Source organism: Psychrobacillus sp. OK032 (assembly GCF_900111345.1).
Lineage (GTDB): Bacteria > Bacillota > Bacilli > Bacillales_A > Planococcaceae > Psychrobacillus.
Genome location: NZ_FOGY01000001.1, coordinates 368,332 through 382,855, shown reverse-complemented (window position 1 = coordinate 382,855; position 14,524 = coordinate 368,332). Strand labels below are relative to the sequence as shown.

The window sequence follows — 14,524 nt, the reverse complement described above, 5'->3', positions numbered from 1 at the left end:
TGAAATGTCATTTACCTTTAATAAAGAACAAACCATTACATTATTGAAACAATTAGTGGAAATTCCAAGTCCATCTGGATATACGAAGGAAATTATGGAATTTATGGAGAATGTATTAAAAGACCTTCACGTTAGCTATACTCGGACAAATAAAGGAGCTTTAATTGCTACTATTAAGGGGGAAGACGATACTAAACATCGTCTACTAACAGCTCATACCGATACATTAGGTGCAATGGTAAAAGAAGTTAAATCAAGTGGTAGATTAAAACTATCCATGGTCGGTGGTTTCAATTGGAATGCAGTAGAAGGAGAATACTGCACCATTCACACAGCGAGTGGTAAAAAGATCCGTGGAACGATTCTAATGCATCAAACTACTGTGCATGTATATAAAAATGCAGGTGCTCTGCCAAGAGACGAGCAAAATATCGAAGTCCGAGTCGACGAAAAAGTAACAAATGCGGAAAGTACACGAAAACTTGGCATTGAAGTAGGTGATTTTGTAACATTTGATCCTCGTTTTGAAGAAACGGACACGGGATTTATCAAATCACGCCATTTAGATGATAAAGCTAGTACAGCATTACTACTTCAATTAATAAAATCATTACAAGATAATAAAGTGGTACTACCGAATACAACTCATTTTTATATTTCCAATAATGAAGAAATAGGGTACGGTGGGAATTCAAACATCCCTGAGCAAACGGTGGAATATATCGCTGTAGATATGGGGGCGATCGGAGACGGTCAAACATCCGATGAATATACTGTATCAATTTGTGCAAAAGACTCATCAGGGCCATATCATTACGAATTAACCCGTCAATTAGTTGAGCTTGCGCAACAAGGAAATATTGACTATAAATTAGACATTTATCCTAACTATGGTTCCGATGCATCCGCAGCTATTCGCGCTGGATTTGATGTAAAGCATGCATTATTTGGACCGGGGATTGAAGCTTCCCATGCATATGAACGTACACATATAGATTCCTTAAAAAACACAGCAGAACTTTTATTTGCATATGTAAACACAAAAATTTCTTAAGAATCGGGTCAAACCGATTCTTTTTTATGGTTTTGGAAATGATAAAATGAGTATTATGTGGATACCTACTCAAAAAATTTAGGCATGTCACTTTTTAGGAATAGTGCGTCTTAAAAAGCTCTATTAGGTTACCGCTATGATTTCCGTCGGGTGAGCGATGAGCCATCACAATCAAGTAAAGACTTTACTATGTGAAAGCTTTGTCGTGTTCGAAGGATAGTTTGCTGCATTCACAGTGGATTGTCTAGTTCAACCAGTTATTAAATCTTATTTTTAGGGCGACACTAATTAGCTAGCAAGCTCAGTGGATTGGAGCGGAAGGGCGGCGACTCCAGCGGGAATAGCAAATGTTTTTTGCACCAAAAGCGAAGCGTCAGGTGCATGAGCTGAAGACCCCGCAGGAGCGAAGCGACGAGGAGGCTGAAGCCATGCCCGCGGAAAGCGTCCGCCCAGCAGCGGAAATCCTAGCGGAAACTTATTAGTGCGCACTATTGCTACAACACGTGAAATATTCTTTATAAGGGTATTTTTTTACTTGTTTTTTTTGCCTTAAATCCATATGATAAATAAGTGAATAAGAAGGAGATATAACAGAATGGATATAAAAATACAAGATGAAATATTAAAAAGAAGAACTTTTGCAATTATTTCCCACCCGGATGCTGGTAAAACAACTATTACGGAGAAGCTCTTATATTTTGGTGGAGCTATTCGTGATGCAGGAACAGTAAAAGGGAAGAAGTCTGGGAAATTTGCAACGTCTGACTGGATGGAAATTGAGAAACAACGCGGAATTTCGGTTACATCATCCGTTATGCAGTTTGACTTCAATAATTGCCGGATTAATATATTAGATACACCTGGGCACCAAGATTTCAGTGAAGACACGTATCGTACATTAATGGCTGTAGATAGTGCAGTAATGATTGTCGATGCAGCTAAAGGGATTGAAGCACAAACATTAAAACTATTTAAAGTTTGTCGTATGCGTGGAATTCCGATTTTCACGTTTATCAATAAACTAGACCGCCAAGGGAAAGAGCCTTTAGAGCTAATGGAAGAATTAGAAGAGGTTCTAGGGATTCAGTCTTACGCGATGAACTGGCCAATCGGTATGGGTAAAGAGTTTTTAGGAATCTATGATCGCTATAACAATCGAATCGAGCAATTCCGAACAGAAGAAGAGGAAAGATACCTACCTTTAGATGAAGACGGGGAACTAGCGGTCGATCATTCGATGAAACAAACTTCATATTATACGCAAGCTATGGAAGATATAATGCTTTTAAATGAAGCTGGAAATGATTTTGATAAAGAAAAAGTACTTGCAGGGGATTTAACACCAGTGTTTTTTGGTAGTGCTTTAACTAATTTTGGGGTTCAAACATTTTTAGAAACATATCTACAATTCGCACCAACCCCACAACCTCGTAATACAGACAATGAAGAAGAGGTGAATCCTTTAAACGAAGAATTCTCTGGCTTCATTTTCAAAATTCAAGCGAATATGAACCCGGCACACCGAGATCGTATTGCATTCGTTCGAATTGTTTCCGGGAAATTTGAAAGAGGCATGACGATAACCCTTGCTCGGACTGGTAAAACCTTCAAAGTAACTCAATCTACCCAATTTTTAGCAGATGATCGTGAAACAGTTGAAACCGCTGTAGCAGGAGATATTATCGGGCTATATGATGTAGGTAACTACCAAATCGGGGATACGGTTGTTGGAGGGAAGAAGGCATTTAATTATGAGGCGCTTCCTCAATTTACACCTGAGTTATTCGTTAAAGTAACGGCGAAAAACGTATTAAAATCGAAACATTTCCATAAAGGAATCTTACAATTAGTACAAGAAGGTGCAATTCAATATTACAAAACGCTCCACACAGAAGAGGTTATTTTGGGAGCAGTTGGACAGCTTCAATTTGAAGTGTTCGAACATCGTATGAAAAATGAATATAATGTAGAAGTTCGTATGGAACCAATTGGATCGAAAGTAGCTCGTTGGATTGAAAATGAAGAAGATGTGAAAGAATCGATGACTGGTCCACGAAGTATGCTTGTAAAAGATCGCTACGATCAATATGTATTTTTGTTTGAAAATGAGTTTGCAACTCGCTGGTTCCAAGACAAATACGAGCATATTAAATTGTATAATTTACTTTAAGCAGCAAGAGGTCAACCTTATCATAGAGTTGACCTCTTTTTTGTTCTAGGAAATAATATGTTGTTTGTGAAATTTTTCTCTAAACAACATAAGTTATGCACCTTTTTATTAAAAGCAATATAGGAATAGTGCGCGTTAAAAGCTCGAATAGTGTCCACTATGACCTCCGCTGCAGGCGGACGCTTTCCGCGGGGTGAGCGATGAGCCATCACCGCCGCTTACGCGTACGTTGTGATGTCTCATCTTTCTCACTCATCCCGCTGGAGTCGCCGCCTTACGCTGCAATCAATGGAACTTGCTAATTAATTTGCATCTAACTTAACAGAAACTTAAATTTATCAGGAGCATCGTGCCAAATCCAATATTATGTAGTTTTATAATGTATAAATCCAGTATATGGCTTAGAGCAACAGGAAGGTCATTGAAAGTAAAGATACTATTCTGAATTTAATCAATTCAATCTTGAAACCAACCAATTCTTAAAGTAAAGGGTTATTTGGTGTGATACAAACAATAAATAATACTCTTGAGTATATTTATATGAGCTAATTTTCATTAGTAACAAAACGGATATTCTTTGCCATAGTGTGATGGTTACGTCAATCTTAAGTTTCACTATATAAATCAGTATTGAGCACGATTTCCAACATTGAACTAGTATATCCCTATACTAAGCGTTCCTTTCCATTTATATCTTTCAATAGGAACTATGATAAATCTAGTATCATGTAGTTTTTCAATGTGTGAATCTAGTAAATTACTAAGAGCAACAGACTATTCACATAATGTAACCAATACTATTCCGAAGGCAGTCATTTTTCATAGTAAGGCCTTGACTTGTCATGAAATGAAATTTTTCAATTAGCAATAATACGTTGCACAATTGGCACATAATATTCGATTTCAAAAGGTAATATTATGTAGAGAATGATTTTAACTAAGTCATCGGCTAGGAGGGGGTGTTAATTCTAGTGCTCTAGCCAATAATTGATTAGTCAGCAGCTTCCTTTGATTGAAGCGGAAGGCGGCGACTCCAGCGGGAATAGCATGAGCTGAAAGCCCCGCAGGAGCGTAGCGACGAGGAGATTGAAGCCATACCCGCGGAAAGCGTCCCGCCTGGAGCGAAAATCATAGCGGACACTTAATCGAGCTTTTAATTCGATTGCGGGCACTATCCAGTAATATTGGTAGCTTTTTAGTTTGTACTTAGAAGCATAAATTGTTATTTCACATTTGAACTCTTTCCCCCTAAAGCATATGATAGTATTACCAAATGAGAAGGTGGACCTAAAGATGAACATAAGTAATTTTTCTATAAAAAGGCCGGTATTTACAACTGTAATCATGTTTTTAATAATCATTTTAGGTGGAGTTTCTTTTTTCAAAATACCAATCACGCTCATACCCGACTTAAATCCTCCAGTAGCGGTGGTTGTATCGAGTTATCCTGGAGCAAGTCCAGTCGAGGTGAATGAAAAAATTACAAAACCACTAGAATCATCGTTAAGTACGATGCCTGGGATAAAATCCATAAAAAGCACCTCTCAAGAAGGTGCCAATTTTATATTACTAGAATTTGAATGGTCAACCAATATGGATGACGTTGAACTAGATGTAATGCAAAGACTGGATATGACGTTATTACCAGAAGAAGCGGGCAAACCACAGTTTTTAAAATTTGACCCTTCACAGTTTCCAGTAATCCAACTTGCGTTAAGTGGATCCAGTACAGGCGAAGATATTCGTTTAGTAGCCGAAAGGCTTGAAAAGAATCTTGTTAGTACGGAAGGTGTAGCAAGTGTTAATATGTCTGGTTCGATCATAGAAGAAGTGCAAATTCATCTGAACCAGCAAGCATTAGAAGAAAAAGGGCTTACTCAAACAGACATTGTACAGTTAATCCAAGCAAATAATATTTCACTTCCTGGAAATCCAATCGAAACGGCAGATAAAAAACACCTTACTACTCGAATTGTTAGTACACTTACCACAGTGGACGATATTAAAAATCTAGTTATAACTGTAAATCCGATTGACGGAAAAAAAATAACAGTTGCAGATGTTGCTACTGTAGAACTAACCGAACAAGCACAAAATTCGGAAACGCGATCGAATGATGAACCAGCCGTTTTATTATCCGTTTTTCAAGAATCGGGTGCAAATACGGCTAGTGTTTCAAAAGCATTTCAACAAGCTTTGGACGAGCAGCTTACAAAAGAAGCGTATAAGGACATAAAAGCAAATATACTTTTTGACCAAGGAGACTATGTAAAAGGAGCAATTGATAATATTGGGACAAGCCTTGTATCCGGTGCTATTTTAGCTATGCTTGTACTATTCGTCTTTTTAAGAGGAATAAAAAGCCCAATTATTATTGGTATTGCTATTCCGTATTCTGTCATTGTGACATTTGTTTTAATTTACTTTGCAGGATTCTCTTTAAACATTATGACGTTAGGAGCGTTAGCACTCGGTATTGGAATGTTAGTGGATAACTCCATCGTTGTAATCGAGAATATCGAAAGACATTTAGGTTTAGGAAAGACTTCAAGAGAAGCAGCATCGATCGGAACAAAAGAAGTTGCTGGTGCAATTATAGCTTCCACATTAACGACAGTAGCGGTTTTTATACCTGTGTTATTCTTATCCGGCTTAATTGGTCAAATTTTTACAGAGTTTGCTTTAACAATTTCGTTTAGTTTAGTTGCTTCACTAGTTGTTGCATTAACCGTAGTTCCAATGATGGCAAGTAGATTGTTAAAGAAATCGAAAGGAAATATAGAGGCCAAAAGACGCAGATCGAAGACATATAATAATTTTGAACGTTCGGTCAGATGGGCTCTATCACATCGTGCAATCGTTCTTTCGATTACAGTTGTATTATTAGTTATTTCTACATTCGGATTATTCCGCATAGGTACGGAATTCTTACCCGTAACCGACGAAGGTTTCGTGACGATCGCAGTAAGGCTAGAAAATGGCGCTGCCTTAGCAGCAACCGATGAAGTAGTAAAGAAAATAGAACAGCAATTACAAAAAGAAGAAGATGTGGAAGTGTACGTAAGTTTTGTCGGTGGCAATCAGGAGGGGCAGTCTAGAGGAACATCGATGTCCAATCGAGCAGAAATATACGTGAAGATGATTCCTTTAGAAAAAAGAGAGCGTTCTATTTTCACGTTTGTTGATGACGTACAACCAAAAATAAAGGAGATAGCTGGAGAAAATGTCGAAGTGAACTTTAATATGCAAACCGCTGCAGGTTCGACACCAAATTCAATCTCCTTTACCGTTTCTTCCATTGATAATGAACATCTTAATAATGCAGTTCATGCGATTATTAATGAAGTAGATAAAATGCCAAGTGTCACTAGTTTTAGAAATGATTTAACGGAGACTATTGAAGAAGTACAAATCACTGTAAAACGAGATGCTGCGATAGAATATGGGCTTGCACCAGTCCAAATAGCACAAACTGTCAATAACGTGACAAGGGGAGTATTTGCAACGCAAATAATTTCGGAGCAAGAAGATGTGTACGGGGTATATGTCCAGTATGATGATGCATTTCGAAACAGTGTCGACAAATTGAAACAATTAAAACTAAGAACTCCCTCAGGTCTTTACATAATGTTGCAAGATGTAGCGGATGTTGTAATTGCAGACGGACCATTAACGATACGAAGAGTGGATCAGGCAGGTGCGGTAACTTTTACGATTAAGTATGAGTCGACGTACTCGTTAGGGGCTATGTCTGATGCTGTCGATGAAGCAATTGACAAAGCTTCTTTAGAAGATGATGTAAGAGTCTCTTTTGGTGGGGATAGAGAATTGTTGGATAATACAAAAAATGATATGATTATGGCTGTTTTATTAGCAGTTGTGCTTGTGTATATAGTGATGGCCGCACAATTTGAATCTTATAAATACCCATTTGTTATTATGTTTACCGTACCACTTATTACAATCGGTATATTTATCGGTCTATTCACGACGGCTACTCCAATTAGTATTTCGGCAGTTATCGGTATTCTGATATTAGTAGGAATTGTCGTAAATAATGGGATTGTTTTAGTGGATTATATAAATCAGCGTAAAGCACAAGGTATGGGATCGTATGAAGCAATTACAACATCGGTAAAAGATAGAGTGCGTCCTATATTAATGACTGCACTGACAACAATTCTAGGACTAATACCACTCGCTTTAGGAATAGGAGAAGGTACGGAGATTAATCAACCGATGGGGATTACTGTGATCGGTGGTTTGATCAGTTCTACATTCTTAACATTATATGTCGTACCAGTAATTTACAGTTTGTTTGATAAAGAAACAAGAAAAAAAGCATCAACTTACAGTTAAGTAATATTTGTTTACAAATGGTAAAATGGACAGTATAATTAGTATCATAATCGAATAAACTTTTGACTTATGTCAAGGGGGAGTAGCTATAGGGAAACCTATTTCATAGTCGTCATTACATGGCTTTTGCCATCGGTTATGATAGCAATTATTAAATTTGCTTAGCAAGACCTTTGCCTTTTTTTTAGGCAAGGGTCTTTTTCTTTGCAAAAAGGAGGATATTGATGGATTTAGGAATATTGTTGGAGTATGGTTGGGTATTACTCGTATTAGTTGGATTAGAGGGTTTACTTGCTGCCGATAATGCGGTCGTAATGGCTGTTATGGTAAAACATTTACCAAAAGATCAGCAGAAAAAAGCATTATTTTACGGATTACTAGGTGCGTTTGTCTTTAGATTTGCAGCGTTATTTATGATTACTTTCTTAGTGAATATTTGGCAAGTCCAAGCAATTGGGGCTGCCTACTTACTATTCATCTCCATTAAACATCTTTTCGATCAGCGGAAGAGTAAAGACGACGATGAATCTGATGAATTGGTGGAAACTGGTCAAGGAAAAGAGAAAAAAGGTTCTGGTTTCTGGGTGACTGTGTTAAAAGTAGAGCTAGCAGATATTGCTTTTGCGATTGACTCTATGCTTGCAGCCGTTGCAATTGCTGTTACATTACCACATGTAGGTAATTTTGATATTGGTGGTATTAATGCGGGACAATTCTCAGTTATGTTCTTTGGTGGTGTAATTGGACTAATAATTATGCGTTTTGCTGCACATAAATTTGTTCGATTATTGGAGAAATATCCTACACTTGAAACAGCTGCATTTTTAATCGTTGGTTGGGTAGGGGTTAAACTTGCGGTATTAACACTTTCACATCCAGGCGTTGGAATACTAGATGAGCATTTCCCACATTCGACAATTTGGAGTATTATATTCTGGACTGTGTTATTTGTTATTGCTATTGGTGGTTATGTATTAGGAGTAGCAAAATATAAAAACGTCGAAGAAAACAAATAATATGTAAAGCATGAAAAGATAGATTTACTATCTTTTTATGCTTTTTTTTTCTACAATGAGTTAACAGGAATGTCTGAAAGGAACTAATATGTATGAAAAAATCGCAACTAAAACCGAAATCTAAATTTACTCCTGCACAAGCGATCGTGACCTATTATTTTATCGCCATTGCAGTTTCCGTCATTCTGCTCAGTTTGCCTGGTGTTCATAGACCGGGGGTAGAAGTAGATTTTATAGATAGTCTTTTTACAGCTGTAAGTGCGGTAAGTGTTACTGGACTAACAACGATTAATATTTCAGAAACATACAGTGTGTTCGGATATATCATGATTATACTCATCTTACAACTTGGCGGGATTGGGATTATGTCATTGGGGACATTTATATGGCTTATTTCAGGTAAGAAAATTGGTTTACGAGAAAGACAACTTATTATGGTCGATCACAATCAGTATACTATGTCGGGAGTAGTGCACTTAATAAGAGAAATCATAAAAATTCTGTTGTTAATTCAGTTGGTCGGTGCGATATTATTAACTTTATATTTTACACAGTATTACGATTCATTTAAGCAAGCCATGATGCAGGGAATTTTTACTTCTGTATCTGCAACTACTAATGCAGGATTTGACATTACAGGCCAATCATTAGTGCCTTATCATAATGATTACTTTATCCAAATTATTACTAGCTTTTTAATTGTGTTCGGCGCTATTGGATTTCCTGTTTTAATAGAAGTGAAAGCATTTTTAAAGAATAAAAATAAAAATTTTCGTTTTTCATTATTTACGAAACTTACTACGATTACTTATGGTATTCTCTTAATATTTGGAACGGTTATGATTTTTTTACTTGAAATGTTTAATTCCTTTAAAGAGATGTCATGGCATGAAAAGTTTTTTTCGGCTTTTTTTCACTCCGTTTCAACAAGGTCAGCGGGAATGACTACGATGGATATAACGTTATTTAATGAGGGTACGGACTTATTAATGAGTGTTCTGATGTTTATAGGAGCCTCTCCAAGTTCTGTCGGTGGGGGAATACGCACAACGACCTTTGCGGTTGCACTGTTATTTTTGATCAATTTTTCACGTGGAAAAGACAGTCTTCAAGTTTTTAACCGAGAGATACATTTAATTGATGTTTTTCGGGCTTTTGCGGTAATTATACTTGCATTAATAATGGTTTTTGTAGCAACCATTTTACTGTCTGTGACAGAACCTGAAATACCGGTTACAACACTAGTTTTTGAAATCACCTCGGCTTTTGGAACATGTGGTATGTCGCTTGGGATTACAAGTGAGTTGTCGGATATAGGAAAACTAACGATGATGATTCTAATGTTTATCGGTCGCGTAGGCATGCTTTCATTCTTATTTTCATTAGGAGGAAAGAGCAATAAAACCAAATATCATTATCCAAAAGAGCGGGTAATTATTGGGTAATAAAGAAACAACCGAGCAAACGGTCCTTAAATGGACTGAGTTGATCGGTTGTTTTTGTTTAAGAAAGCATATAATTTTCCGTTCCAGGCTGACGCTTTTTCCGAGGGGCGAGCGATGACCCATCAACTCCACTTACGATTACATTGTGATGTCTATCTTTCTCACGTATCCGTTGCGACACGACCAACCCAATGTTGTTTGAGTAAGCTTACCGCTTGAATCCTGCGGAAAACAAGGATGTGGAATCTTATACTATGATTACGCTTTTCTCAATCATTGAAAAATGAGGAGTTTCACCTTTACCGAAAGTAGTTAGTAAATATCCATCTTTTTCTTTAATCACTTCATCTTTATAAGCGTCTACGCAAATTGAGATTGGAGTAATAAATGTCTGCTTATATAACTCGCGCTCGTTTAATCCGAATGCAACAAACTCATCACCCGCAATCGATGGATTATCAACTAGCTGCTTGTATAACACAGATTGTTCTTCTTTATCGATATCATTTTCCCACCAAGGTTTACGCGGTTGGAATTTTTGTTTAGATAAATAATCGAGTTTCATAACACTTTGAATAGTAGGCAATGAAATATTTTCTAACCCCTGTAAAAAAGAAAATAAACGAGTATATAAATCTTCTAGCTGATGCCCAATTTTCGACCAGTTTCTTTCTTCCCAGAATGTCCCGAAATGCTGAAAAAAGTCAAATGGAGTCTCGAATATATGAGCGAATAAATATTCAAGTGTATTATCCATTCTGTGTGCATTCCAATATTTTTCAAGTACATCTTCTACTTGTTTAATGCGAAGAATTTCGTCGAATGTTAATACGTTATTGGAAAAAATTTCATAAGGGGCTTGATCGACATAAACATAGCCATATTTTTTCGCCTCTACACGTAAACCAGTTCCACGGAGTAATTTTAAAAATCCGAGCTGTAGTTCTTCTGGTCGCATGTCAAAAACTTCGTTAAATGTATTTCTAAACGAATGATAATCTTCTTCTGGTAAACCCGCGATTAAATCTAAATGTTGATCAATCTTCCCACCGCTTTTAACCATAGTTACCGTACGCTTAAGTTTTTCAAAGTTTTGTCTACGTTGTACTAATTCATTTGTTAAATCATTTGTAGATTGGACACCAATTTCAAAACGGAAAAGTCCTGCTGGGGCATTGTCATTTAAGAATTGAATAACTTCAGGGCGCATTATATCTGCAGTTATTTCAAATTGAAACACAACACCAGGTACATGTTCATCAATGAGAAATTGGAACATTTCCATCGCATAGCTTCGGCTAATATTAAACGTTCTATCTACAAACTTAATCGTTTTCGCACCATTTGCCATTAAGAAACGAATATCCTCTTTAACTTTATCTCGATTAAAATAGCGAACTCCTACTTCTATAGAAGATAAGCAGAATTGACATGAAAATGGACAACCACGGCTCGTCTCTATATATACAATTCGCTTAGATAAGTTTGGAATATCTTCTGTAAAGCGAAAAGGAGAAGAAGAGTCTCGTAAATCTAATTTTGGTGGTAGCGGATTTAGCATAAATTTGTCGTCTGCCACATATGCTACACCAGGAACATCATTCAGCGTTTGCTTACCATGTAAAAAGTTTAGCAACTCTTTAAACGCATGTTCCCCTTCGCCTACAATAATATAATCTATTTCTTTCACTTGACGTAGCCATACATTTGTATCGTATGAAACTTCGGGGCCGCCTAAAATGATTTGGATAGAGGGATCTACGGTTTTTAACATTTTAATTACTTTAATCGTCTCTTCGATGTTCCAGATGTAACAACTAAATCCAACTATATCAGGTTTTTTTTGATATAGATCTGCAACGATATTGAATGTCGGATCCTTAATTGTGTATTCGACTATAAGGGGGGAATAGTCAGGTTCTGCATAGGCTTTTAGACAGCGTAATGCTAGATTTGTGTGAATGAATTTTGCATTCAACGTTGTTAATATTATATTCATTGTCATAACTCCTTCTCTTGTATAACCATTGTATCAATGAAAATCGATGTCGACAATATAGGAAAAAAGTATCATATCAATATCATAAATGATGTGGAATAATCAAAATTAATAAACACTTTTTTAAGCTATTCATTACTTAGTATTAATCTTTTTGGATAAATTCATTCGCAATGAGAGGTTTGGTGAAGTTCGTGCCCGTGGAGTATGCATATAGACAAAAATTTGAACATATATTTCAGTTTTTTTCGAATGGTCTACTTTTTATTGATGAAGAAGGAATAGTGCTAGAAATGAATGCACAAATGGAAGAAATATTACAAATAGATAAGAATAAAGTGATCGGCTTTCACGCTGTAAAACTTTTGGATTTGTTTGTAAATTCATATAAAAGTAACAAAGCATTCATTGCTAAACTGATTGAATTTGGTGAAGCAGAGTTTGACACTGAAATTCGAACTTTTTCAGGAGAATTAAAATATCTTCACGTGAAAGTATCCAAACAAGAAGATGCAAATATATATTTAGCGGAGGTTCATGACGAATCTGAAAAGATGCTGATGAAAAAACGCTTAAATCATACCGAATCACTAAGTACAATTGGCCAATTAGCTGCGAGCATTGCGCATGAAATTCGTAATCCTATGACATCCTTAAAAGGATTTACTCAATTATTACAACAAACGACAAATGAGGACGGGAAAAGATATTTAGCCGTCATTAACGATGAAATAAAGCGTATGGAAGAAATTTTAACAGAGTTCTTAGAGGTATCCAAACCAACAACTAATAAATTTGACTATTTCGATGTAAAAGAACTTGTATTGGAAGTAGCCAATTTTATGGCGCCACAAGCTCTAATGAAAAATATAGAAATAATCATCTCACTAAAAGCTGAAAGTAAGTTCAAATTTTTAGGTGATCGAAATTTAATCAAACAAGTTTTTATGAATTCGATTAAGAATGCAATTGAAGCCATGCCAAAAGGCGGCAATATTCATATAAATATTTCTTATATCGAAATGAAGGCCATTTGTATCGAAATAAGAGATCAAGGCGAAGGAATAGAAGCAGACAAACTGGATAAAATATTTGATCCATTTTTTACTACAAAATCTGGTGGGACAGGGCTTGGGTTGTCTCATAGCAGTCAAGTAATCGAATCACATGGTGGAACAATTGAAGTAGTAAGCGAAGTTGAAGTTGGAACAAGTTTTAAATTTATACTTCCACTACAAAAAGAGATTTAAACCTATTTTGACAAGATTATAGGATAACCTATATAATGATAGCTAATGTCAATTTTATAGGTGAGGATGACTAAGAGTGACAAATGAACAACAGAACAATGCACTAAAGCTATTTGTAGTATTGTCTCGTGCCCATAAAGTAATCCATGAATGTACGAATCAATTTTTTCAAGAAAATGGACTAAATCCGACAGAATTCGCGGTTTTGGAGCTTCTATATCATAGAGGAAAGCAACCACTTCAACAAATTGGTAATAAGATTTTGTTAGCTAGTGGTTCGATTACTTATGTAGTGGACAAATTAGAAGGACGAGGGTATATTAACCGAGTCTCTAGTGCTACTGACCGACGTGTTACATTCGCGGAAATCACAGACGAGGGTACAGCATTTATGGACGAACTATTTCCAAGACATGAGCAACAATTGCAACAATTGATGGATGTTTTATCTGAAGAAGAAAAGGATCAAACGATAGAACTCCTAAAAAAACTAGGACTATCTATCAAAGACCTGTCTTAGCAAAAAACTTCGAGCCTAGTAAAGGCTCGAAGTTTTTATTTTGCTTGTATAGTAGCTGCCATTTTGACAAAGTCCTGAACCGCTTGTGCTTCTGTTGTATCAAACACAGTAAGTTTTACAAGTAATCCATCTCGTTCAAATGTGTAGCCAATGACTTTTCCATCAGGAGTATCTATTTGATAAGCATTCATATTTTCAATAGATTCGTTCGTTGGAATTTGGTTTTGATCGGTGATTTCTTCTAATGTTCCATTATCATTAGATGCTTCTAGTGTGTCAATTAAGTTTTTGGTAATACCATCAATCGTTGCATCGTCCTTACTAAATGTCTCAATTCGCATCGATTGTTGGTCATTTTCTTGATTGAATAGTAAATCTTTATTTGGTTCTTCAGCTGTCAGTTCAAAACCTTCTATCACAGTAATTTTGTAATTTTGTGTTTCACTTTCAGTTTGAGTCCCTTCAAGCTCTTCTATAGGTAGGGGTGAATTTTCTGTTTCCCCTTCAGCTTGAGTCGTTTCTTCGGGTTTTTCTGTTTCCTCTTCAGGTTGATTTGGTTCTTCAATGTTTTCAGTAGGTGTTTCCGGATCTGCACTCTCATTTACGTTGTCAGTTCCACAAGCTGCAAGTAAGATAGTTAGTAAAAGAATGGAAAGTAACGTATAGATTTTTTTCACGTTGATTCAGCTCCTTTTTTAAATAGACGCTTAA

The 14,524-nt window shown here is 36.3% G+C and carries 9 protein-coding genes; 7 read left to right on the top strand and 2 right to left on the bottom strand.

Annotated elements, in window-relative coordinates; genetic code table 11:
- Positions 1-4: 4 nt before the first annotated feature.
- The 5 genes from BMZ04_RS01855 to BMZ04_RS01835 all read left to right on the top strand — a co-directional run bounded on the left by BMZ04_RS01855 (position 5) and on the right by BMZ04_RS01835 (position 10,044).
- Positions 5-1,054: a M42 family metallopeptidase gene (locus tag BMZ04_RS01855; protein WP_093264344.1), complete on the top strand. Its 1,050-nt coding sequence runs from the start codon at positions 5-7 to the stop codon at positions 1,052-1,054.
- A 595-nt stretch (positions 1,055-1,649) separates the two neighbouring features.
- The gene (locus tag BMZ04_RS01850; protein WP_093264334.1) at positions 1,650-3,224 is read left to right on the top strand and encodes a peptide chain release factor 3; all 1,575 of its coding nucleotides are present in this window, start codon (positions 1,650-1,652) and stop codon (positions 3,222-3,224) included.
- 1,293 nt (positions 3,225-4,517) lie between these two features.
- Positions 4,518-7,583 carry an efflux RND transporter permease subunit gene (locus tag BMZ04_RS01845; RefSeq protein WP_093264328.1) on the top strand — a complete coding sequence of 1,022 codons (3,066 nt, stop codon included), beginning with the start codon at positions 4,518-4,520 and terminating at the stop codon, positions 7,581-7,583.
- 224 nt (positions 7,584-7,807) lie between these two features.
- Entirely contained in the window at positions 7,808-8,599 is a 792-nt protein-coding gene (locus BMZ04_RS01840) for a TerC family protein (protein ID WP_093264323.1), read from the top strand.
- Between the two features lie 92 nt (positions 8,600-8,691).
- The gene (locus BMZ04_RS01835) at positions 8,692-10,044 is read left to right on the top strand and encodes a TrkH family potassium uptake protein (protein WP_093264319.1); all 1,353 of its coding nucleotides are present in this window, start codon (positions 8,692-8,694) and stop codon (positions 10,042-10,044) included.
- Between the two features lie 247 nt (positions 10,045-10,291).
- Here BMZ04_RS01835 and BMZ04_RS01830 read toward each other — a convergent pair whose 3' ends face one another.
- Positions 10,292-12,043, bottom strand: coding sequence for a B12-binding domain-containing radical SAM protein (locus tag BMZ04_RS01830; RefSeq protein ID WP_093264314.1), 1,752 nt, complete (start codon positions 12,041-12,043; stop codon positions 10,292-10,294).
- A 200-nt stretch (positions 12,044-12,243) separates the two neighbouring features.
- On the opposite strand from BMZ04_RS01830, the gene BMZ04_RS01825 reads away from it, so the two are divergent.
- On the top strand, positions 12,244-13,293 hold the full coding sequence (locus BMZ04_RS01825; RefSeq protein ID WP_177184279.1) for an ATP-binding protein: 1,050 nt from the start codon (positions 12,244-12,246) through the stop codon (positions 13,291-13,293).
- 76 nt (positions 13,294-13,369) lie between these two features.
- A complete protein-coding gene (locus BMZ04_RS01820) occupies positions 13,370-13,813 on the top strand; it encodes a MarR family winged helix-turn-helix transcriptional regulator (protein ID WP_093264305.1) in 444 nt (147 codons plus the stop codon).
- A 35-nt stretch (positions 13,814-13,848) separates the two neighbouring features.
- Here BMZ04_RS01820 and BMZ04_RS01815 read toward each other — a convergent pair whose 3' ends face one another.
- The gene (locus BMZ04_RS01815; RefSeq protein ID WP_093264301.1) at positions 13,849-14,490 is read right to left on the bottom strand and encodes a hypothetical protein; all 642 of its coding nucleotides are present in this window, start codon (positions 14,488-14,490) and stop codon (positions 13,849-13,851) included.
- Between the last annotated feature and the right edge of the window lie 34 nt (positions 14,491-14,524).

What these genes read in the sequence shown, in the direction of transcription:
- BMZ04_RS01855 (WP_093264344.1), top strand. Translation starts at nt 5, where the DNA reads ATGTCATTTACCTTTAATAAAGAACAAACCATTACATTATTGAAACAA.
- BMZ04_RS01850 (WP_093264334.1), top strand. Translation starts at nt 1,650, where the DNA reads ATGGATATAAAAATACAAGATGAAATATTAAAAAGAAGAACTTTTGCA.
- BMZ04_RS01845 (WP_093264328.1), top strand. Translation starts at nt 4,518, where the DNA reads ATGAACATAAGTAATTTTTCTATAAAAAGGCCGGTATTTACAACTGTA.
- BMZ04_RS01840 (WP_093264323.1), top strand. Translation starts at nt 7,808, where the DNA reads ATGGATTTAGGAATATTGTTGGAGTATGGTTGGGTATTACTCGTATTA.
- BMZ04_RS01835 (WP_093264319.1), top strand. Translation starts at nt 8,692, where the DNA reads ATGAAAAAATCGCAACTAAAACCGAAATCTAAATTTACTCCTGCACAA.
- BMZ04_RS01830 (WP_093264314.1), bottom strand. Translation starts at nt 12,043, where the DNA reads ATGAATATAATATTAACAACGTTGAATGCAAAATTCATTCACACAAAT.